This is a genomic window from Phocaeicola barnesiae DSM 18169 = JCM 13652 (genome assembly GCF_000374585.1).
In the GTDB taxonomy this organism is placed as follows: Bacteria; Bacteroidota; Bacteroidia; order Bacteroidales; family Bacteroidaceae; genus Phocaeicola; species Phocaeicola barnesiae.
The window spans coordinates 117,748-140,742 of the sequence record NZ_KB894644.1; the positions used below are offsets into that span (position 1 = coordinate 117,748).

General features: G+C 46.4%; 21 protein-coding genes. 12 read left to right on the forward strand and 9 right to left on the reverse strand.

The genetic code is table 11. From position 1 onward, the window contains the following. Positions 1-29: 29 nt before the first annotated feature. The 4 genes from C510_RS0102795 to C510_RS0102810 form a co-directional block, all read right to left on the reverse strand. A complete protein-coding gene (locus C510_RS0102795) occupies positions 30-773 on the reverse strand; it encodes a shikimate dehydrogenase family protein (protein WP_018709822.1) in 744 nt (247 codons plus the stop codon). Positions 774-790: 17 nt separating this feature from the next. Next, positions 791-1,531, reverse strand: a complete 741-nt coding sequence (gene ubiE / locus C510_RS0102800) for a bifunctional demethylmenaquinone methyltransferase/2-methoxy-6-polyprenyl-1,4-benzoquinol methylase UbiE (RefSeq protein ID WP_018709823.1) — start codon at positions 1,529-1,531, stop codon at positions 791-793. An 86-nt stretch (positions 1,532-1,617) separates the two neighbouring features. Then, positions 1,618-2,565, reverse strand: a complete 948-nt coding sequence (locus C510_RS0102805) for a phosphoribosylaminoimidazolesuccinocarboxamide synthase (protein WP_018709824.1) — start codon at positions 2,563-2,565, stop codon at positions 1,618-1,620. 12 nt (positions 2,566-2,577) lie between these two features. After that, on the reverse strand, positions 2,578-3,609 hold the full coding sequence (locus C510_RS0102810) for a PhoH family protein (RefSeq protein WP_018709825.1): 1,032 nt from the start codon (positions 3,607-3,609) through the stop codon (positions 2,578-2,580). Positions 3,610-4,076: 467 nt separating this feature from the next. On the opposite strand from C510_RS0102810, the gene C510_RS0102815 reads away from it, so the two are divergent. The 12 genes from C510_RS0102815 (at position 4,077) to C510_RS0102870 (ending at position 17,944) form a co-directional block, all read left to right on the forward strand. Next, on the forward strand, positions 4,077-4,592 hold the full coding sequence (locus tag C510_RS0102815) for a hypothetical protein (protein WP_018709826.1): 516 nt from the start codon (positions 4,077-4,079) through the stop codon (positions 4,590-4,592). Positions 4,593-4,614: 22 nt separating this feature from the next. After that, positions 4,615-4,821 (forward strand): Sec-independent protein translocase subunit TatA/TatB, encoded by a 207-nt coding sequence (locus tag C510_RS0102820; RefSeq protein ID WP_022339718.1) that lies wholly within the window; start codon positions 4,615-4,617, stop codon positions 4,819-4,821. Beyond that, entirely contained in the window at positions 4,818-5,639 is an 822-nt protein-coding gene (gene tatC, locus C510_RS0102825) for a twin-arginine translocase subunit TatC (protein WP_018709828.1), read from the forward strand. The genes C510_RS0102820 and tatC overlap by 4 nt, the downstream gene beginning before the upstream one ends. Continuing rightward, positions 5,636-7,300 (forward strand): M23 family metallopeptidase, encoded by a 1,665-nt coding sequence (locus C510_RS0102830; RefSeq protein WP_185095059.1) that lies wholly within the window; start codon positions 5,636-5,638, stop codon positions 7,298-7,300. The genes tatC and C510_RS0102830 overlap by 4 nt, the downstream gene beginning before the upstream one ends. A gap of 23 nt (positions 7,301-7,323) precedes the next feature. Further along, positions 7,324-8,967 carry a C69 family dipeptidase gene (locus C510_RS0102835; protein ID WP_162160978.1) on the forward strand — a complete coding sequence of 548 codons (1,644 nt, stop codon included), beginning with the start codon at positions 7,324-7,326 and terminating at the stop codon, positions 8,965-8,967. A gap of 179 nt (positions 8,968-9,146) precedes the next feature. Beyond that, entirely contained in the window at positions 9,147-10,892 is a 1,746-nt protein-coding gene (locus C510_RS0102840; protein ID WP_018709831.1) for a phospho-sugar mutase, read from the forward strand. A 508-nt stretch (positions 10,893-11,400) separates the two neighbouring features. Next, a complete protein-coding gene (gene ilvD / locus C510_RS0102845; RefSeq protein WP_025892183.1) occupies positions 11,401-13,203 on the forward strand; it encodes a dihydroxy-acid dehydratase in 1,803 nt (600 codons plus the stop codon). 19 nt (positions 13,204-13,222) lie between these two features. After that, on the forward strand, positions 13,223-14,926 hold the full coding sequence (gene ilvB, locus C510_RS0102850; RefSeq protein WP_018709833.1) for a biosynthetic-type acetolactate synthase large subunit: 1,704 nt from the start codon (positions 13,223-13,225) through the stop codon (positions 14,924-14,926). 14 nt (positions 14,927-14,940) lie between these two features. Continuing rightward, positions 14,941-15,495 (forward strand): acetolactate synthase small subunit, encoded by a 555-nt coding sequence (ilvN, locus tag C510_RS0102855; RefSeq protein ID WP_018709834.1) that lies wholly within the window; start codon positions 14,941-14,943, stop codon positions 15,493-15,495. 9 nt (positions 15,496-15,504) lie between these two features. Beyond that, on the forward strand, positions 15,505-16,248 hold the full coding sequence (locus C510_RS0102860) for an acyl-[acyl-carrier-protein] thioesterase (protein ID WP_018709835.1): 744 nt from the start codon (positions 15,505-15,507) through the stop codon (positions 16,246-16,248). A gap of 45 nt (positions 16,249-16,293) precedes the next feature. Beyond that, on the forward strand, positions 16,294-17,337 hold the full coding sequence (gene ilvC / locus C510_RS0102865; RefSeq protein ID WP_018709836.1) for a ketol-acid reductoisomerase: 1,044 nt from the start codon (positions 16,294-16,296) through the stop codon (positions 17,335-17,337). A 79-nt stretch (positions 17,338-17,416) separates the two neighbouring features. After that, positions 17,417-17,944 (forward strand): nitroreductase family protein, encoded by a 528-nt coding sequence (locus C510_RS0102870; RefSeq protein WP_018709837.1) that lies wholly within the window; start codon positions 17,417-17,419, stop codon positions 17,942-17,944. Positions 17,945-18,572: 628 nt separating this feature from the next. Here the strand turns inward: C510_RS0102870 and C510_RS0102880 are convergent. From C510_RS0102880 to C510_RS0102900, 5 genes are all read right to left on the reverse strand, one after another. After that, positions 18,573-18,761: a hypothetical protein gene (locus C510_RS0102880; RefSeq protein WP_018709839.1), complete on the reverse strand. Its 189-nt coding sequence runs from the start codon at positions 18,759-18,761 to the stop codon at positions 18,573-18,575. Positions 18,762-18,953: 192 nt separating this feature from the next. After that, the gene (locus C510_RS0102885) at positions 18,954-19,688 is read right to left on the reverse strand and encodes a LytR/AlgR family response regulator transcription factor (protein ID WP_018709840.1); all 735 of its coding nucleotides are present in this window, start codon (positions 19,686-19,688) and stop codon (positions 18,954-18,956) included. A gap of 39 nt (positions 19,689-19,727) precedes the next feature. After that, positions 19,728-20,780: a sensor histidine kinase gene (locus C510_RS0102890; RefSeq protein ID WP_025892182.1), complete on the reverse strand. Its 1,053-nt coding sequence runs from the start codon at positions 20,778-20,780 to the stop codon at positions 19,728-19,730. Between the two features lie 183 nt (positions 20,781-20,963). After that, complete coding sequence (locus C510_RS0102895) at positions 20,964-22,184, reverse strand: ABC transporter permease (RefSeq protein WP_018709842.1); 1,221 nt, start codon at positions 22,182-22,184, stop codon at positions 20,964-20,966. A 44-nt stretch (positions 22,185-22,228) separates the two neighbouring features. Then, positions 22,229-22,975 carry an ABC transporter ATP-binding protein gene (locus C510_RS0102900; protein ID WP_018709843.1) on the reverse strand — a complete coding sequence of 249 codons (747 nt, stop codon included), beginning with the start codon at positions 22,973-22,975 and terminating at the stop codon, positions 22,229-22,231. Positions 22,976-22,995 lie beyond the last annotated feature (20 nt).

A 22,995-nucleotide genomic window follows, 5' to 3' on the forward strand; every position in this document is an offset into this window, starting at 1 on the left:
CAGTAAGGAGATATTAGGAATGCAAATAATCAGCGGTTCCAGATGTCCCAGGCACCGAAGGCCTGCAGCAGAAGCATTTCCAGACCATTCTTGACAATGGCTCCATGATCGCTTCCTTTTTTCATGAACAGGGTCGTATTCGGGTTATACAGGAGATCGTACAACAGGTGTTCAGGGGTCAGGCATTCATAAGGGATGCGCGGGGCTTCATCGGCTTTCGGATACATGCCTACCGGTGTACAGTTGACGATGACTTTATACTCCTTCATGATTTCCGGTGTCAGGTCATCGTAAGTGATGGTGTTGTCGTTGCTTCGGGAACGTGATACGAACAGAGATTCCAGTCCCAATTGTTGCAATCCGTAGTGGATGGCTTTCGATGCTCCTCCTGTTCCCAGAATCAGCGCTTTCTTGTGATGAGGCTCCAGTAACGATTCGATGGATTGGGTAAAACCTATGACGTCGGAATTGTAACCGACGAGTCGGGTTTTTCCATGGTTGCGTTCGATACGGATGACGTTGACTGCCCCGATAGCAGCAGCTGCTTCATCCAGTTCGTCCAGGTATGAAATGACTTGTTCTTTGTAAGGGATGGTGACGTTCAGGCCCACCAGGTTCGGGTTGCCTGCAACGATACCGGGTAAATCGGAAATGTGGGGGATTTCGAAATTCACGTATTCGGCGTCAATGCCTTCGGAATGGAACTTTTCGTTGAAGTAGTTTTTGGAGAACGAGTGTCCGAGCGGATAACCGATTAAGCCATATTTTTTCATACCAGTCTTTAGTTTTATTATTTAGTTGCGAAATAAAGTGTACAGATGCCTAGAGTCAGACGTCTGAACTGTACCTGGCTGAATCCGGCCTTCCGGATGATGCCTTGCATGACTTCACCTTGCGGGAAAGCTTTGATGGATTGGGGCAGGTAGGTGTAGGCACTGCGGTCTTTAGAGAGCAATTTTCCCAATGTAGGAATGACCATTTTGGAATAAATCGCATAAAGTTGTTTCATGGGGAAGCTTTCCGGTTCGGAAAGTTCCAGAATAACCAGATGTCCTCCCGGAACCAGTACCCGGTACATTTCTTTCAGCCCCTTGTCCAAGTCTTCAAAATTCCGTATGCCGAATGCTACGGTAATGGCATCGAAGCTATTGTCGGGAAAGCTCAGGTAGGTGCAGTCTTCTTTGGCAAACGAGACCTGTTTGTCCAGTCCGGCTGCCTTCACTTTTTCGCGTCCTACATTCATCATCCCTTCCGAGATATCTATACCGATCAGTGCTTGGGGTTGGAGGGTCCGACAGGCTTGGATGGCGAAATCACCAGTTCCGGTAGCTACGTCCATCATGCGTTGCGGATGGAACGGTTTCAGGCAATGGATGGCTTTTTTCCGCCAACTTTTGTCGATGCCGAGCGAGAGCAAATGGTTCAGGTTGTCGTAGGAAGGAGCGATGTTGTCGAACATTTCTTCTACCTGTTTGGCTTTGCTTTCTTCGGTGTTATAGGGCTTGATGTTTTCTTGCGGATAGCGGGTCATAGATTGATGGGAGGTGTTTCCTGCAGGCAAAGGTTGAAAGCATCCTTCGAAAGAATGCTTTCAACCTTTGCCTGCTATGTTCAGAATTATTTTGTCAGGTAGTCTGTTACGTTCTTTTCGATACGTTCAGCGATGTGGTCTGTGTCGGCTTTTACGAAAGACTCACCGGTGATGTGTTCGAAGAGTTCGATGTAGCGGTCGCTGATGGAGTTGACGATTTCAGGAGTCATTTCCGGAACTGTCTGTCCTTCTTTACCCTGGAAACCATTAGCCATCAACCATTCGCGTACAAATTCTTTAGACAACTGTTTCTGAGGTTCTTCTTTTTCGAAGCGTTCCTGATAACCTTCTGCATAGAAATAACGGCTTGAGTCAGGTGTATGGATTTCGTCCATCAGGTAAATCTGACCGTTGTGCTTACCGAATTCGTATTTGGTGTCAACCAGAATCAGGCCACGTTCTGCAGCCATCTGAGTACCGCGTTCGAAGAGAGCCAATGTATATTTTTCGAGTGTCGCATATTCTTCCGGAGTAGCCAGACCTTTCGCCAGGATTTCTTCTTTCGAGATATCCTCGTCATGCATACCCATTTCAGCTTTCGTCGTCGGAGTGATGATCGGAGCAGGGAACTTTTCGTTTTCACGCATTCCTTCCGGCAGGCGTACACCACAGATTTCTCGTACACCGCTCTTATAGGCACGCCATGCACTTCCGCACAGGTAGCCGCGTACAATCATTTCTACGGGGAAACCTTCGCACATGACGCCTACAGTAACCATCGGGTCCGGAGTAGCCAGTTTCCAGTTGGGGCAAATGTCTGTAGTTGCATCCAGGAACTTGGCAGCAATCTGGTTCAGCATCTGTCCTTTGTAAGGGATTCCTTCAGGAAGTACAACATCGAATGCCGAGATTCGGTCTGTAGCGACCATGACCAGTTTTTCATCGTTGATGTTGTAAACATCACGTACTTTACCGTGGTACACGCTTTTCTGACCCGGAAAGTGATAGTCTGTTTTTGTTAATGCTTTACTCATTTTCGTTATGTTTTAAGAATGAATAGGTTTGTCTTGAGTTTCCGATTGTTCCTTGTCTGTCTTGTTCGTTCGGCGGGTCGCTCTTTTTTCCGTCTGTTCAGCCTTTTCTTTCTCTTCGTATTTTTCGTAGGCCTCTACGATGCGGGTGACCAGTTTATGGCGGACAATGTCTTTCTTGTTGAGTTCGATAAAACTGATGCCTTTGATACCTTTCAGAATCCGCATGGCCTGTATCAGGCCGGATGTCTGCGAGGCAGGAAGGTCTATCTGGGTCATATCGCCTGTGACAATCATTTTGGTATTCATACCCATACGGGTAAGGAACATCTTGATCTGTTGTGTAGTGGTATTCTGCGCTTCATCCAGAATGACGACCGCATCGTTCAGCGTACGTCCGCGCATGAAGGCCAACGGGGCTATCTGGATGATGTTCAGTTCCATGTATTCTTTCAGCTTGGCGGCAGGTATCATGTCCTGAAGTGCATCGTAAAGCGGCTGCAGGTAAGGATCTATCTTATCTTTCATGTCTCCCGGGAGGAAACCGAGTTTTTCGCCGGCTTCTACAGCCGGACGGCTCAGAATGATTTTCTTGATTTCTTTGTTCTTCAGAGCCTGTACAGCCAAGGCGATGGCCGTATAGGTCTTTCCGGTTCCTGCCGGACCGATGGCGAAAATCATATCGTTTTTCCGGAATTCCTGTACCAGTTTCCGTTGGTTCTCACTGCGTGGAAGAATGGGCTTGCCTGTCACACTGAAGACAATGGCTTCCCCCGTAGCTTCGGTGGCCGGACGGTTCCCTTTGACAATATCAAGTATGGATTCTTCGTTGAGTGAGTTGAACTGTGCACAGTGTTTCTCCAAAGCAATTATAGCATCTTCGAAAGCGCACATTTCTTCTTCGTCTCCCATGACCTTGATGACATTTCCTCGCGCCACAATTCTCAGTTTGGGAAACAGAGCTTTGATCATTTGTATATTGGTGTTGTTTACACCATAAAAGATGACCGGATCAATATCTTCTAAAACAATATGTTTTTCTATCATTCAGCTTAGTCGGATACACGATTTTTCTTATATTTTCTGCAAAAATAATCATTCCTTTTGATAGTAAGTGTACAGATACGAAAAAAACCGAGGATGGTCTTTCTAAAAAACCGAACTTTTCGTGTAATGTTACGTTGAGAAACCTGTGGAAAGTCTGTTTCTTTGAAGCGATGGTGAAGAGAACAGAAAGGATGGACCCTGTTTGAGGGGACTGAAAGTCGAACTCGTGTCTGATGGATAACATACGTTCGTTCAGAAAAGAACAAACTCATGTTTGAAGGAAAACGAACGTTTGTTTTCGATGGATGTTTCGAACGTCCGAAAAAAAGTGATTAGACTGTTGCTTGCATCCGGAAGGAAGTGGTTGTTTCGATTTTCCAGACAAAAGAATTTTAAACCGGAAATATGTTCCTCTTTTTGTCAGAATTTTCTATCTTTGCCCAAAGAATCTTTAAATTGTAAATGAAATGGAATCTTCTGCGAAACTTTATGCTTTGAAGTATACCAATGTGAATACCTATTTGTTCGCATTGTTGTTTATAGTCGGAAACATTCTGTTGCCGCAAGTGTGCCACTTGGCTTACTTGGGAGGACCTACCTGGCTCCCCATTTATTTCTTTACGCTGATTGGAGCCTATAAGTATGGTATGCGCGTAGGACTGCTTACAGCTCTTCTTTCGCCGGTCATCAACAGTTGGCTGTTTGGTATGCCTGCTTTGGCTGTGTTACCGGCTATTCTGGTGAAGTCTGTCTTGTTGGCTTTGGCGGCTGGTTTTATGGCACAACGTCTTAAACGTGTCACTTTGTGGTCGTTGCTTGCGGTTGTGTTGTCTTATCAGGTGGTAGGAAGCCTTGTAGAATGGGGGTTGGTACACGACTTTGTGGCAGCCATGCAGGATTTCAGAATCGGAATACCGGGTATGCTGCTTCAGGTATTCGGAGGCTATGGCCTGTTTAAGTGGATGGCAAAGAAGAATTGGTAATCAGAGGAGGTTGATGTAGCTTATGAATACTATATTATTGTTTATGGGAGTCGGAATGCAGGAACTGTTGTTCATCGTACTGATCGTATTGCTTCTGTTCGGTGGCAAGAAGATTCCGGAATTGATGAAAGGCCTAGGGAAAGGGGTGAAAAGTTTCAAGGACGGAATGAACGGGATAGAAGAGGAGACGGATTCCAAACCGAAGGAAGATAAAGATCCGACGAAGTGAAGGCAGATAGTGGAAATACACAGCTGACATTCTGGGACCATTTGGATGAGCTGCGTGGCGTGTTGGTACGTTGCATTATCCTGTTGGTACTCCTCACTTTGGTTGCATTTTGTTTCCGTGAGGAACTTTTCGGTATTGTTCTGGCACCGAAAAACCCTGATTTCTGTATTTACGGGCTTTTCTGTCGGATAGCAGAATGGATTCAGTTGCCTTCGTTGTGTCCGGATACTTTTTATGTCCGGCTTATCAATACCGAACTGGCAGGACAATTCCTGACCCACATGAGTGTGGCTTTTTATGCAGGATTGTTGTTGGCTTCTCCTTATATATTATACCAGCTTTTCCGCTTTGTCTCTCCGGCATTGTACGAGGATGAGCGGAAGTATTCCCTGCGCGTTGTAGTGTGGGGATATGTATTGTTTATGCTGGGTGTTTTGTTGAATTATTTCTTGATTTTCCCCTTGACGTTCCGCTTCCTGGCTTTGTATCAGGTGAGTGCGGAGGTAGAGAATACCATTGTCCTGACTTCGTACATCGATATGCTGATGATGCTGAGCCTGATGATGGGTATCGTGTTCGAAATACCCATCTTATGCTGGTTGTTCGCCCAATTGGGATTGTTGACGGCTTCGTTCATGCGTACCTACCGGAAGCATGCCATTGTTGTGGTACTGGTGATTGCGGCTGTCATTACGCCGACTTCGGATGTGTTTACCTTACTGATGGTGGCTTTCCCTATGGTCTTGCTGTATGAAGCAAGCATTCTGGTCGTTCGTCGGGTGGAGAAGAACAAACTGAAAACTGAAAGACAATCATGATAAGAAAAATGATAGGGCTGGTGCTGTCTCTGGTCATGGGGACCGGTATACAGGCTCAGCAGGTAGATGAAAATATATTTCGTTCCCCGTTTGATTTCCCGTTGCTGTTGAGTGCCAACTTCGGGGAACTCCGTCCGAACCATTTTCATAACGGTTTGGACATTAAGACACAGGGAGTGACCGGTAAGCCTATCCGTTGCATTGCCGACGGTTATGTTTCCCGGGTAATGGTACTTCACGGAGGATACGGGCAAGCCATTTTTGTGACTCATCCCAATGGATTGACTTCGGTGTATGGACATGTGGTTTCGTTTGCACCGGAAGTTCAGAAGTATGTCCGGGCGTATCAGTATGAGCATCAGACGTTCACATGCGATTTGAACTTCGAACCCGGTCAGTTCCCGATGAAACAGGGACAGTTGTTGGCGCTGAGCGGTAACGAGGGGGCTTCTGCCGGTCCTCATCTTCATCTGGAACTTCGGAAGACCGATACGGGAGAATATATTGATCCGATGCCGTATTTCAAGTCGATGTTGAAGGATACTAAGGCACCCGTAGCCAGTTTGGTAGGTTTTTATCCGGTACCGGGCGAAGGCGGGGTAGCCGGTTCTGTCCGGAAGAAACTGGTAGGGGTACAGGCTTTGAAACAGAAAGTGGCTGCTTGGGGTAAAATTTATACCGGTATCAGTGCCCGCGATTACATGGACGGGACTTCCAATTTTTATGGTGTACATTCTGTGACGTTGTTTGTCGATTCTGTACAGGTGTTCCGAAGTGTGACAGATAAAGTGGCACCCGAAGAAAACCGGATGATCAACGGATTTACGGATTACGATGAATTACGGCGGACCAAGCGCCTGATTATGCGTTCGTACATTGCACCCGGAAACCGGTTGCGTATCTTGCAGGCGGATACGGCACGTGGAGTTGTCCTTATAGACGAAGAACGTGATTATCGCTTCCGCTATGTACTGGAAGATAATTTCGGGAATAAGCGTACTTATTCCTTTGTTGTACAGGGGAAGAAAGAAAATATACCCGCTTATCAGCACAAAGGTAACCGGATGCTGTATTGGAACCGGACAAATGTAATTCAAGCTCCCGGGCTGGAATTTGTCGTACCTAAATATTATGTGTACGAAGATACCGGGTTGAGTGTATCGGTAGAAGGTGACAGTACAGGTATCGCATTCGATTATGTACTTGATGCCGGCAATACTCCATTGCAAAGCTATTGTCCGTTGTCGATTGGCATACGTCACTTGCCGGTTGCCGATACTACGAAATATTATGTCGTGCAGAAAGTCGGGCGTTGGCGTGCACCGGCAGGTGGAACGTTTGAAAACGGATGGATGAAGACCCGTGTTCGTGAGTTTGCTACCTATTCTGTGGCTGTCGATACCATTGCTCCCCGTATCATACCTGTGGGACAGTCTGGTTGGCGTGCTTCCCGGAATGTCCGGTTTAAAATATCGGATTCCGAAAGCGGCATCGGTACCTACAAGGTTTTTGTCGATGGTGAATTCGTGTTATTCGGCCTGAAAAAGGGAATACTTGTTATTCAGGATCCGGAAAAAATAAAGAAGGGGGTTCCCCACAAGGTAGAAGTTGTAGTGACGGACAACTGCAAGAATGAAACCCGTAAATTATTTCATTTTTAAAAATAAAAGACTAGATGTTTATGATGAAGAGAGTGCTGACAGCCGTTGTCTTGTTGACGGCTTTTGTGCTGAATGGCTGGACTTGTACCAATCTGATAGTGGGCAAGAAAGCTTCGGCAGACGGTTCTGTGATTGTTTCTTATTCGGCCGATTCATACGGCCTGTTCGGTTTTCTGTGTCATTATCCGGCTGCCAAACACCCGGATGGAGCCATGCGTTCCATTTATGACTGGGATTCAGGAAAGTACCTGGGGCAGATAAAGGAAGCAAAAGAAACTTATAATGTCATCGGAAATATGAACGAGTTTCAGGTGACGATCGGTGAAACGACTTTCGGCGGCCGTCCGGAACTGGTGGATACTACCGGTGTGATGGATTACGGAAGTCTGATTTACGTGGCTTTGCAGCGCTCCCGTTCTGCCAAAGAGGCTATTAAGGTTATGACTGATCTGGTGAAGGAATACGGATATTACAGTAGCGGGGAGTCTTTCTCAATAGCCGATCCGAATGAAGTATGGATTATGGAAATGATAGGGAAAGGTCCCGGTGTAAAAGGGGCTGTCTGGGTAGCTGTCCGCATTCCGGACGACTGTATTGCTGCTCATGCTAACCAGAGCCGTATCCATCAGTTCAATCTGAATGATAAGGAGAATTGCCTGTATGCGCCGGATGTGATTTCGTTTGCCCGTGAAAAAGGTTATTTCTCTGGAGCGAACAAGGATTTCAGCTTTGCCGATGCATACTGCCCGTTGGATTTCAGTGGCCTTCGTTTCTGCGAAGCCCGTGTATGGAGTTATTATAACATGTTCAGTAAAGCTACCGGTCAGGCATACCTTTCTTATATACAGGGAGAGAGTAAGGAGCCGATGCCGTTGTATGTAAAACCGGATCAGAAAGTGTCTGTCCGTGACATTCAGCGTGCTATGCGCGACCACTATGAAGGAACTGCTCTTGATATAACCAAAGATATGGGTGCCGGAGCCTTCAATATGCCGTATCGTCTTTCTCCATTGACTTTCAAGGTGGATAATGAAGAATATTTCAATGAGCGGCCGATTTCTACCCAGCAGACTGCCTTTACATTTGTGGCTCAGATGCGTGCCAACCTGCCGGATGTAGTAGGAGGTGTATTGTGGTTCGGACTTGACGATGCGAACATGACTGTCTTTACTCCGGTATACTGTAACACCAATCAGGTTCCGGATGTATATGCTGAAGGAAACGGTGACTGTGTGACATTCTCATGGAATTCGGCTTTCTGGGTCTATAACTGGGTAGCCGATATGATTCGTCCGCGTTATAGTCTGATGGTAGGCGATATGCAGCAGGTACAGACCGGATTGGAGGATATGTATGCCAATGCTCAGGAAGGAATTGAAGCTACGGCTATGAAACTGTATCAACAGGATCCGCTGAAAGCACGTGATTTTCTGACCCGTTATACCGCCATGGCTGCAAAGGATGCGGTAGACAGTTGGAAGAAACTTGGAGAGTTTTTGATTGTCCGTTACAATGATGGTGCAGTGAAACTTGTAAAGAACGGCCGTATTGTCGCTCCTGAAACAGGAAACTGCGCTCCATTGGACCGTCCGGGTTACAGTCAGGAGTTCCTGAAGGAACTGGTGAAGGCTACAGGCGACCGTTATAAGATGAAAGAACTGAAGTAAAAGAACGGATGTAACTTCTTTCGTTTCAGTTTTTTTACTGGAATCTTGAAAAGGTGTGTTTTTCAACTTTTTATTGAAAAACACACCTTTTTTATTAGGATATTTTAAAGTAATCTTTTATTTTTGCTATGAATAATACGAGAATAATCAAACTTAAATAATAATCTAACTTAATAATCATGGAAAACGAAGAATTGATTAAACAGTGTACAGAGAAAGCTCAAAAATGGTTAGCCCCTGAGTACGATGCTGAAACACAGGCTGAAGTAAAGCGTATGTTGGAAAACCCCGATAAGACCGATTTGATTGAGGCATTTTATAAAGACCTGGAATTCGGTACCGGTGGTCTGCGCGGTATCATGGGAGTCGGTTCCAACCGTATGAACATTTATACAGTGGGCGCGGCTACTCAGGGCTTGTCTAATTACCTGAACAAATGTTTCGCCGGTAAGGATAACATCTCTGTCGTTGTTGGTTATGACTGCCGTAACAACAGCCAGAAATTCGCAGAAATCTCTGCAAATATCTTCTCTGCAAACGGTATCAAAGTATACTTGTTCGAAGATATGCGTCCTACTCCGGAAATGTCTTTCGCTATCCGTCGTTTGGGATGTCAGAGCGGTATTATCTTGACTGCTTCGCATAATCCGAAGGAATATAACGGTTACAAGGCATATTGGGATGATGGCGCTCAGGTTTTGGCTCCGCATGACAAGGGTATCATCGACGAAGTGAATAAGATCAATTCGGCTGCCGATATCAAGTTTGAAGGCGACAAGGATTTGATTCAGGTTATCGGTAAGGAAGTGGATGATGATTACCTGAACCAGGTACATTCTATTTCTATCGATCCGGAAGTTATCAAGCGTCAGAAAGACTTGAAGATTGTGTATACTCCGATTCACGGTACAGGTATGATGTTGATTCCGCAGTCTCTGAAACTGTGGGGCTTCGAAAATGTTCATTGTGTGGCTGAACAGATGGTGAAGAGCGGTGATTTCCCGACAGTTGTATCTCCGAATCCGGAAAATGCTGAGGCTTTGACTTTGGCTATCAAACTGGCTAAGGAAATTGATGCCGACATCGTTATGGCTTCTGACCCGGATGCAGACCGTGTAGGTATGGCATGTAAAGACAGCAAGGGCGAATGGGTACTGGTTAACGGTAACCAGACTTGCTTGATTTTCTTGTACTACATCATCAAGAACCGCATTGCAATGGGTAAGATGAAAGGCAATGAATTCATCGTTAAGACCATTGTTACTACAGAACTGATCAAGAAGGTAGCCGATAAGAATAACATCGAAATGTATGACTGCTATACAGGTTTCAAATGGATTGCTCGTCAGATTCGTTTGAACGAAGGTATCAAACAGTACATCGGTGGTGGTGAAGAAAGCTACGGCTTCCTGGCTGAAGATTTCGTTCGTGACAAAGATGCTGTTTCTGCTTGTTCTTTGCTGGCTGAGATCTGTGCTTGGGCAAAAGACCAGGGCAAGACATTGTATGATATCCTGATGGAAATCTATGTAGAATATGGTTTCTCAAAAGAATTGACAGTGAATGTCGTGAAACCGGGTAAGAGCGGCGCCGATGAAATCAAGGCTATGATGGAAAACTTCCGTGCTTGTCCTCCGAAGGAACTGGGAGGTTCTCAGGTCGTTCTGGTAAAAGACTACAAGACTCTGAAAGCTACCGATGCGGCAGGCAATGCTACTGACATCGATATGCCGGAACCGTCTAACGTACTGCAGTTCTTTACAGCTGACGGAACAAAGGTGTCTGTACGTCCTTCAGGAACAGAACCGAAAATCAAGTTCTACATGGAAATCAAGGGCGAAATGGGATGTCCGAAGTGTTATGCCAGCGCTAATGCTACCGCTACAGAAAAGGCAGAAGCTGTCAAGAAATCTTTGGGTATCTGATAAAATCTGAAGATTTTTCTATCGCAATATGAGTGGGTCACGGATTCGGAAATGTGTATTTTCGGATTCGTGACTTTCTTTTTGTCTTATGGCTCTGATATAAAGGGGGTTGAATGGCTTTCAGCGCTACTGATCGCCTTTTTGCGGTGATGTTTCTGCAGAATCTTCTACCCTTTGCGTTATCGATATGTCTTCTGATAAACTGACAATAAAAGGCAATTATTTGTTACGAATAATAATTTATAAGAAAAAAAACTATCATTTTATTTGTAAGTTACAAAAAAGCCTTTACCTTTGTAGCCGTAAACAAGACAAGTAAAAACAAAAAATTATGATGGCAACTGATATTCGAATTAACCTGGCAGTCCTGCAGATTGTACGCGTCGTGGTGGAAGTACCAAGAGGTGAGAAAGGTTCGTGTATGTAGTTGTACGTAAAAGATATGTATGGAAGCCTTTCTCACCGGACGATGAGAGAGGCTTTTTAATTGATAAAGAAGGATTTTGATATGAAACACCAGTTACGCAGTTCGATGAGTACGGAAGGTCGCCGTATGGCAGGTGCAAGAGCACTCTGGGTGGCCAATGGTATGAAAAGAGAGATGATGGGTAAGCCGATCATTGCGATTGTGAATTCGTTTACACAGTTTGTTCCCGGACATACACATTTGCATGAAATCGGTCAGTTAGTGAAGGCTGAAATCGAAAAACTGGGTTGCTATGCAGCCGAGTTCAATACAATTGCCATCGACGATGGTATTGCAATGGGACACGATGGAATGCTTTATTCACTGCCTTCACGTGACTTGATTGCCGATAGCGTAGAATACATGGTGAACGCCCACAAGGCAGATGCCATGATCTGCATTTCGAACTGCGATAAGATTACTCCGGGTATGCTGATGGCTGCCATGCGTCTGAATATTCCGGCTGTATTCGTATCAGGTGGACCGATGGAAGCGCATAAGATAAACGGTGAAAATGCCGATTTGATTACTGCAATGATTAAAGCGGCCGATGCTTCCGTCAGCGATGAGGAAGTGACCCGTATCGAAAATTGCGCGTGTCCGGGTTGCGGCAGCTGTTCCGGAATGTTTACCGCCAACTCCATGAACTCGTTGACTGAAGCCATCGGACTTTCATTGCCGGGTAACGGTACTATTCTGGCTACGCATACCAACCGTATCCAGCTCTTCAAGGATGCTGCCCAGCTGATTGTCAAGAACGCGTTCAAGTATTATGAAGAGGGCGATGACAGTGTATTGCCCCGTAGCATCGCTACGCGTCAGGCTTTTATGAATGCAATGACCCTGGATATAGCGATGGGCGGTTCCACCAATACCATTCTGCACTTGCTGGCTATTGCCAACGAGGGTGGGGTAGACTTCAAAATGGCTGATATCGACCAATTGAGCCGTCGCGTTCCTTGTCTTTGTAAACTGGCTCCTAATACGCAGCGGTTTTCTATCCAGGAATGTAACCGTGCCGGCGGTATCCTGAATATCCTGGGAGAACTGAACAAAGGCGGATTGCTGGATACCACGTGCCGCCGTGTCAACGGACATACTTTGGCTGAGGATATCGAGGAATACAGCATCATGAAAGAAACGGTTTCTTCGGAAGCCAAGCGTATTTATTCGAGTGCGCCGGGAGGGGTCTTCAGTAATAAGATGGGCTCTCAAAGCAAGACCTACGATACGCTTGATACGGATCGTGCTGACGGTTGTATCCGCGACATCGAGCATGCGTACAGCAAAGATGGTGGTCTGGCCGTACTTTTCGGTAATATCGCTCAGAATGGCTGTGTGGTTAAGACAGCCGGTGTAGACGCCAGTATCTGGAAATTCTCCGGACCGGCGAAGGTCTTCGATTCTCAGGAAGCTGCCTGTGAAGGAGTCTTGGGTGGAAAAGTGGTCAGTGGTGACGTGGTGGTCATTACACACGAAGGACCGAAAGGCGGACCGGGCATGCAGGAAATGCTTTATCCCACTTCTTATATCAAATCAAAACATTTGGGAAAAGAATGTGCTTTGATTACGGACGGACGTTTCAGTGGAGGTACTTCCGGTTTGAGTATCGGACATATTTCTCCGGAAGCGGCAGCCGGTGGCAATATCGGTAAGATTGTGGACGGTGATATCATCGATATTGATATTCCGAACCGCAGCATCAATGTCAGACTGAGTGATGAAGAGCTGGCAGCCCGTCCGATGACGCCGGTAACCCGTAACCGTCAGGTATCGAAAGCATTGAAAGCTTACGCCAGCATGGTAAGTTCGGCCGATATGGGAGGCGTGAGAATTATTGATTAACTGGAAGAAAGAAGAGACTATGAGTAAAGAAAAAATAACAGGATCTGAAGCCTTGATGCGCTCGTTGGAACATGAAGGGGTAAAGACCATCTTCGGTTACCCCGGAGGAGCCATCATGCCGGTGTACGATGCGCTGTATGACCATCGGGATAAGTTGAACCATATACTAGTCCGTCATGAACAGGGAGCTGTACACGCGGCTCAAGGATTTGCCCGTGTTTCGGGTGAGGTCGGTGTCTGTCTGGTTACCAGCGGACCGGGAGCTACCAATACAATTACCGGTGTGGCCGATGCCATGATTGACAGTACGCCGATTGTAGTCATTGCTGGACAGGTGGGTGCCAGCCTGTTGGGTACCGATGCCTTTCAGGAAGTTGACCTGGTGGGTGTTACGCAGCCTATCTCCAAGTGGAGTTATCAGATTCGTCGGGCAGAAGATGTAGCTTGGGCCGTTTCACGGGCTTTCTATATTGCGCGTAGCGGTCGTCCGGGTCCGGTTGTCCTGGACTTCGCCAAGAATGCTCAGGTTGATTTGACTGAGTTCGAACCGATGATTACCGATTTCATCCGCAGTTATGACCCGGATCCGGAGACAGATCCGAAAGCTGTAGCCGAAGCAGTGGCTTTGATTAATGAGGCAAAGAGACCTTTGGTGCTGGTCGGACAAGGCGTTGAACTGGGAGGTGCTCAGCAGGAACTGAAGGCTTTTGTCGAAAAGGCTGATATTCCGTGCGGCTGTACGTTGCTGGGATTGTCTGCTTTACATTCCGATCATCCTTTGAACAAAGGAATGTTGGGTATGCACGGGAATCTTGGTCCGAACGTTAAGACCAACGAATGCGACGTATTGATTGCCGTCGGTATGCGTTTCGATGACCGTGTGACCGGCAAACTGGAAACCTATGCCAAGCAGGCAAAGGTTATCCACCTGGATATCGACCCTTCTGAAATCAGCAAGAATGTGAAGGCTGATGTCGCTATCTTGGGTAATTGTAAGCGTACCTTGGCTCTGCTTACCGAACTGATTCAGTCGCATAAGCATACAGAATGGATTGAAAGTTTCCAGTCGTACGCCGATAAGGAGTTCCAGGAGGTCATCGAGAAAGAAGTTTATCCGGGCGAAGGTCCTATCAATATGGGTGAGGTAGTGCATGCTGTAAGCGAAGCTACCCACAATGAAGCTATCCTTGTGACAGACGTAGGTCAGAATCAGATGTTTGCTTGCCGTTATTTCAAGTTTTCCAAGGATCGGAGCATCGTTACCTCCGGCGGTATGGGAACCATGGGATTCTGTTTGCCGGCAGCTATCGGCGCTACCTTCGGAAGACCGGACCGTACGGTCTGTGCCTTTATGGGCGATGGCGGTCTGCAGATGACGATGCAGGAATTGGGAACACTGATGGAACAGCGCTGTCCGGTCAAGATGATTCTGATGAATAACAATTACCTGGGTAATGTACGTCAGTGGCAGGCAATGTTCTTCAACCGCCGCTATTCATTTACTCCGATGATGAATCCGGATTATATGCAGATTGCTGCTGCATACGGTATTCCTTCACGTCGTGTAACCGAGCGTGAAGCATTGAATGACGGTATTCAGGAGATGCTGCAGACTTCCGGACCGTTCTTGTTGGAGGTTTGTGTGGTGGAAGAAGGCAATGTATTGCCGATGACTCCTCCGGGAAGTTCCGTCAATTACATGATGTTGAATTTGGATTGCTAAAAAGGAACTGGATTATGGAAAATAAGAAATTATATACGATTATCGTTCATTCGGAAAACATCGCAGGTATCCTGAACCAGATAACCGCCGTGTTTACCCGTCGTCAGATCAACATTGAAAGTCTGAATGTATCGGCTTCTTCCATCAAAGGAGTACACAAGTATACCATTACCTGCTGGACTACTCCGGATTCTATCGAGAAGGTAGTCCGTCAGATTGAAAAGAAGATGGATGTCATCCAGGCCCATTACTTTACAGACGATGAAATTTTCCAGCAGGAGGTAGCCATGTACAAGGTCTCTACACCGGAGTTTCAGGGAAATCCCGAAGCGTCAAAGGTCGTACGCCGTTACAGTGCCCACATCGTCGAGGTGAACCCTACTTTTTCGATTGTAGAGCTGACCGGTATGAGTGATGACATTACCTCGCTGTATCAGGAACTGAGAGGCTTGAAGTGTGTGCTTCAGTTTGTCCGTTCAGGACGCATCGCTGTTTCTACCAGCTGTTTCGAGCGGGTAAATGAATACCTGGCTCATCGGGAAGAAAGATATTTACAGGAAAAGAAATAATGTATCGGTATGACTGAAGAGAATAAAATAGGAACTTATTCATTTGTGGCAGAGCCTTTCCACGTTGACTTCACCGGAAGGCTCACCATGGGAGTCTTGGGAAACCATCTGCTGAACTGTGCCGGCTTTCATGCGACAGAGCGTGGCTTCGGTATCGCAACGTTGAATGAAAGTAACTATACGTGGGTCTTGTCCCGTCTGGCTATTGAGTTGGAAGAAATGCCTCTTCAGTACGAATCCTTCAGTGTACAGACGTGGATAGAAAACGTGTATCGCCTGTTTACTGACCGCAATTTCGCTATTCTGAACAAGGATGGGAAACCAATCGGTTATGCCCGTTCCATCTGGGCGATGATCAGCATGGATACCCGTAAACCAGCCGACTTGCTTTCCTTGCATAATGGAAGTATAGTCGATTACATCTGCCAGAAGGAATGTCCGATCGAAAAACCTGGAAGAATCAAGGTCAATCAGAAGGAACTGGCCGGTGAGGTGGTAACCAAGTACAGTGACATCGATATCAACGGACATGTAAACAGTATCCGGTATATCGAACATATTCTGGACCTTTTCCCGCTGGAGATTTTCCGGGAAAAGCGTATCCGCCGCTTCGAAATGGCTTACAATGCCGAAAGTTATTACGGCGATACACTGGCTTTCTATAAGGAGCAGGTGTCAGAAAACGAATACGATATAGAAGTCAAGAAGAACGGCCAGGAGGTCGTTGTTCGCAGCAAAGTGATATTTATTTAATTATTAATTACATGCAGCGGAAGCTGTGATAAAAAGATTGAAAAAATGGCAAAATTGAATTTTGGCGGTGTAATCGAAAATGTAGAGACCCGCGAAGAATTTCCATTGGAAAAAGCACGTGAAATCTTGAAAGATGAAACAATTGCTGTCATCGGTTATGGGGTACAGGGTCCAGGTCAGTCTTTGAACCTGCGCGACAACGGTTTCAATGTAATCGTTGGTCAACGTCAGGGCAAGACTTATGAAAAGGCTGTTGCCGACGGTTGGGTACCGGGTGAAACACTTTTCGATATTGAAACAGCTTGCGAAAAAGGTACTATCATTATGTGTCTGCTTTCAGACGCAGCTGTCATGTCTGTATGGCCTACCATCAAGAAATACCTGACTCCGGGTAAGGCTCTGTATTTCTCTCATGGTTTTGCTATCACTTGGAACGACCGTACCGGTGTAGTTCCTCCAGCAGACATCGATGTCATCATGGTGGCTCCGAAGGGTTCAGGTACTTCTTTGCGTACCATGTTCCTCGAAGGCCGTGGCTTGAACTCTTCATACGCAGTTTACCAGGATGCTACCGGTAAGGCAATGGACCGTACATTGGCCTTGGGTATCGGTATCGGTTCCGGTTACCTGTTCGAAACAACTTTCCAGCGTGAAGCTACTTCTGACTTGACCGGTGAACGCGGTTCTTTGATGGGAGCTATCCAGGGATTGCTGTTGGCACAGTACGAAGTTTTGCGTGAAAACGGTCACTCTCCTTCTGAAGCTTTCAATGAAACGGTAGAAGAGTTGACTCAGTCACTGATGCCGCTGTTCGCAAAGAACGGTATGGACTGGATGTACGCTAACTGCTCTACAACTGCTCAGCGTGGTGCTTTGGACTGGATGGGCCCGTTCCACGATGCTATCAAGCCGGTAGTACAGAAATTGTATGAAAGTGTGAAGAGCGGTAACGAAGCTCAGATTTCTATCGACTCCAACTCTCAGCCGGATTATCGTGAGAAACTGAATGCCGAACTGAAGGCATTGCGTGAAAGCGAAATGTGGCAGACTGCAGTTACAGTGCGTCAGCTTCGTCCTGAAAACAACTGATAATTGATAAATTCTGTATTGAAAAGCCTCAGCCCCTTTGGGTTTGGGGCTTTTTCTTACTTCATTAAATCGGAACATTATGGAAAAGAATGAATGTCTGGAAATCATCAAAACACGTCGCAGCTGTAGAAAGTACCGTCCGGAACAGATTACGGACGAAGAGTTGAAGCTGGTATTGGAGGCCGGTACCTTTGCTCCTACTTCCAGAGGCTTGCAGGCACCTTATATCGTGGCTGTACAGAACGACGGACAGAAGGCGCAACTGGCTGCCATGAATGCGGCAGTGATGGGAGTTACCTCGAATCCCTACTACGATGCGCCTACCTATGTACTTGTATTGGCTCCTGCTGACGCTCCTAATCCGGTTCAGGACGGAAGCTGTATTCTGGAGAATATGATGCTGGCAGCTCATGCCATCGGTCTGGGCAGTTGCTGGATTCACCGGGAGCGGGAAATATTCGAGAAACCCGAAGCCAAAGAATTGTTGGCTGCCTGGGGATTACCTCAGAATCTGGTAGGAATCGGCGCGTTGTCATTGGGCTATCCGGCTGGAGAACCGGCACCGGCTAAGCCTCGGAAAGCGGATTATTATCGAATCATCAAGTAATACAGGATTGGATGGTAAGACGGAAGGTGGGTCTTGTTACGGGAACGTAGCAGAACCCACCTTTTTCTTGATATGGGTCAATTATTTGTCAGATAAATTCAGATAGTCTGTTTTGCCGTAGCCGTCTTTCCTGTAAATTTGTATCTTTGCAATGTGAAAGCAAGATTGTTTAGATAGGATAAAGTTGAAGTTGAATACTCGTACATTGTGGCTAAATTAGACTTTTAATTATATATAGCTTTCTTTTTGTATGGAAAGCCTACATAGCTTCCTTATTGGAGTTATCGCATAGAAGAAAGGATAAACACGATGAAAAAGGTAGAAAGATTGTTACGATGGATTCGGATAAACTTAGACTGTACGGGCATTGTACCGTATGATGAGTCAAGATTTATCTCTGATTGCAGTGAAAAAGGTGAATTGTGCTGAGTTGCTTTCACAGAAGAAAAACTCGGCTGATTCAAAGTTTGAATGTCATGCGCTAGGGAAGTTTTCTCTAGCGTTTTTTTTGTTTGTATGGGTATGTTTAAAACGTCCGGACATTTTAATCGGAACGGGCGTTCGTTTGCATGAAAACGTCTAGACGAACAAGGGAAAACGAACGTTCGTTTTTCATGGGAGATGTTTTTCAGGCATATCGGTTGGGCGATACTTCTGCCGACACTTTTATTTTGTAAGGATATTTCGTTTTCTGTGCCAGCCGGAAAGAGCTTTCGGACTGTACCTGTCGGTCATCTTTCGGATAACCGGTAGGAGTACATTGTAAAGTAGGTCCGTAGGAATATCGGTAGATACATAAAAAAGATACTCCAGCCATTCTCTAATGGTTGGAGTATCACAACACAAAAACTAAACTAGACTTAACTAAACTATTCTAATAAGGAAATTTCACAACTTCCTGTCTTATTATGTACACCACAAATATAAGCCTTATATTTAGTCTGTCCAAAAAAATCAAGATAAAAGTTGGGATTAGTTGCAAAAAAAAACGTTGTATTTAAAACTTTCCTCAAATAATATGTTCGTTAACATAATTCTGAAGTTCTTGTTTGTAACTGTCGGAAACAGGAATGTACTCTTTGCCAAAAACGATTCGTCCCTTGTCGATGATTTTTATTTTCTGTTTCTGCACAATGTACGACCGATGGACGCGGATGAACCGGTTGGAAGGGAGTTTTTCTTCCATGGTTTTCATACTCGTCAGGGACAGGATGGGACGTGGATTGTCTTCTGTGTAGATTTTGATATAGTCCTTCAGTCCTTCGATGTATAAAATTTTATCCAACTCTATTTGTACAATTTTGTAATCACTTTTTACGTAAATATGATTTGAGTCGGTAGGTAGTGAGGTCTGGACACTATCCGGTGTTTCCGCTTTTTTCCTTAACTCGAACCATTGCAGCGCCTTGTTGACGGCTTCGATGAAATCATTGTAGCTGATAGGTTTCAGCAGGTAATCCAACGCATTGACCCGATAGCCGTCGATGGCGTATTGTTCGAATGCTGTGGTGAAGATAATCCGGGTATTGTCAGAGACCATGCGTGAGAATTCCAGGCCGTTCAGTTCCGGCATCTGGATATCCAAAAACAGGAGGTCTACCGGATGTTCCGGAAGGCTTTTCATGGCCTGGATGGCACTCGAATAGGAACCGCACAGTTCCAGACTGTCTGTTTTCCGTACATAACTTTCCAAAAGGCTCAGAGCCAACGGCTCATCGTCAACTAATGCGCAGCGTAAAATCATAGGTGGTTCTATTTAGTAGGGTGAATGATTAGGATATATTTATAAGGTGATGCGGATGAACGAACTGTATTCTTTCTTGTCGTCACTGAGCCGGATTTGCCATTCATAGCATCCGGGATAAACTAATTCCAGACGTTTGCGTACCTGTTCCAGTCCGATGCCAGAACCGCTTTTGTCGCTTTCCGACTTGGGAAAGTTGCTGTTCTTGATGGTGCAGCAGATTTCTTTGTCTCCTTCCGTTATCTCAATGTCTATGTAACTTGGTTCTGTAGGCGATATTCCGTGTTTGAACGCATTTTCTATCAGTGATATGAATAACAGTGGAGTGATGGGAGTCTGGCTCTTCGGCTTGATGTCGAACCGGGTGCGGATAGTCACTTGCGGAGAGACACGGATACGCATCAGTTCGATGTAGTTGCGGATAAAGTCTACTTCCTTCTGGAGCGGAACGAACATCTGTTGGTTGTCGTATAACACATAGCGAAGCAGTTTGCTCAGTTCCTGTACGGCCTGTTGGGCTTTTTCTGTATCGAAGCTGATCAGGGCATAGATGTTGTTCAGGGTGTTCAGCAGGAAGTGTGGGTTCAGCTGGTTGCGGAGGTTTCTCAATTCGGCTTCTGTCCGGCTTTTTACGGCCTCATTCCAGGCCTCTTCCGTTTCTTTCCAGCGGATACTCAGGCGGATGGCTACACATACACCGACCGTGAAGCACATGCTCGCAACATCACGCAGGTAGAAAAGGAAACGTGGAGGTAACGGACGGTCGGGACGAGGAACCGGCATGGGAAGCAGGTGTACCTCGTTGTACCAGCGTATTCCGAATCCGGCCATCAATATCAATATGAGATTGATGGCAAGAAATTTGGTCGTGTCTTTCTGGAAGAGATACCGGGGTATCAGAATAAAATAATTGATGTAGAAAAGCAGACACAGTATGGCCGGAATCAATGAATGGTGCATGAATGCGGACCAGTCGATACTGCCGTCGGAGCGTTGGGCGAAGACCAGGGGAAATCCTAAGAACATGCCCCAACAGATGATATGAATGAGTGAAACCAACGAGTGATAAGTCGGTTGTTTGATTGATTTCATAGGTAATACAGAGTGACTCATACGTTCTATAGGTTACAAAGATAATGATTTTACTGAAAAAGACCGGCTGTTCCGTTGCTATTGTTCGGAAGAACGGTAACAACAGGAGGCAGCCGGTCAGGAAACCAAAGTTATGAAGAACAAAGTAGTCTATTAAGACTCGAATTAAGTTTCCGGATGCCGTTATTCGTAGCGTAGCGCTTCTATCGGATCCAGATCGGCTGCTTTCTTGGCCGGATACCATCCGAAGAAAACACCGGTAAAGGTACATACGGCGAACGAAAGCAATACACTCCAGGGCTGGATAAATACCGGCCAGTGGGCGACAGATTTGATGATGAAGCTGGCTCCACAGCCCAGAATGACACCTATCAGACCTCCGGTGATACTGATAAGGATGGATTCTATCAGGAACTGCGAGAGGATGTCTATTCCTCGTGCTCCAACAGACATACGCAGACCGATTTCACGGGTACGTTCGGTTACACTTACATACATGATGTTCATGATACCGATACCTCCTACTACCAGAGAGATACCTGCGATACAGGCCAGCAGGGTGGTCATCAGGTCGGTGGTGGTATTCAGCATGGAGCTCAGTTCCTGCTGGGTACGGATGTCGAAGTCATCATCGTCCGTTTCTTTCAGCTTGTGTTCCCTGCGCAGGATTCCGCTGATTTCGTCTACAGCTTCTTCAGTCATGTCTTCTGTCAGGGCCGAAGCGAAGATTCCGCTCAGGTAGGTCTGTGCCAGCAGTCGTTTCATGACGGTGGAATAGGGGGCCAGTACGACATCATCCTGGTCCATACCCATGGAGTTGTATCCTTTGGATTCCAGTACTCCGATAACGCGGAGCGGAATCTTGTTGCAACGGATAATCTTGCCGATGGGGTCACTACCGTCCGGGAAGAGGTTGTCGACGATGGTCTTACCGATGACACAGACTTTGGCGGCTGTCCGTTCATCGTTTTCGGTGAACATTTCGCCTTGCTCCACCTTCAGCTGACGGATTTTCAGGTAGTCGATGCTGACACCAGTAACGGAAGAAGGGTAGTTGTTTGGGCCGGCAATCAATTGTCCGGAAGAAGATACATTCGGACTGATGGCCGACAGGTACATACATTCGTCACGGAGCTTTTCGTAGTTTTCCAGCTTCAGCGTTTGCATGGATGAGGCATCCTGGCGAACACCGCCTCGCATGTCACCACCCGGGTGAATCATGATCATGTTCGAACCCATCTCGGAAATCTGTTGCTGGATGCTCCGTTTGGAACCTTGACCGATGGCAAGCATGGAGATGACCGATGCCACACCGATGATGATACCCAACATGGTGAGGAAGGCACGCATTTTATTGTTGGCCAAGGCCCGTAAGGCTATTTTAAAAAGATTCGTTCCATTCATTGTGATTTGTTTTTTAGATGATTGACTGTACGGTCGTTTGCATCTTATTCATCATCGTTTTTCGGAAGGGCAGCCAGTGCTTCGGCGGCCGAAAGAATGTGAGGGTTGACGCAGTCTTCGATGACATGTCCGTCCCGTAACCGGATGTTCCGACTGCTGTATTGCGAAAGTTCCGGGTTGTGTGTCACGAAGATGATGGTTCTCCCTTCGGCATGCAGTTTCTGGAAAAGTACCAGAATCTCGAAAGAAGTCCGGGTATCCAGGTTACCGGTCGCCTCGTCCGCCAGAATGACTGCCGGGTTGTTGACCAGGGCACGGGCAATGGCCACACGCTGCATCTGTCCACCTGACATCTGGTTGGACTTGTGTTCCAGACGGTCGCCCAGTCCCACGGCTATCAGAGCTTCGGTGGCTCTGCGGCGACGCTCTGCGGCACTGACCGATGAATTGTACATCAGCGGCAGTTCCACGTTCTCTACTGCGGTCGTTTTCGGCAGCAGGTTGTAGTTCTGGAAAACGAAACCGATTTTCCGGTTGCGCAGTACGGCACGCTGAGGTTTCGACATGGTACGGACTGATACACCGTCCAGCAGATACTCTCCGCTGGTAGGGGTGTCCAGACATCCCAAGGTGTTCAGCAGGGTGGATTTTCCGGACCCGGAGGTTCCCATGATGGTCACAAATTCTCCTTCCTGTATGCTGAAGCTGATACCTCTCAGAGCATGTACCACTTCGTCGCCCACCAGAAAGTTCCGTTTGATATTCTGAAGTTCAATGACAGTCTTGCTCATAGTGTTCAAATTTAACCTCG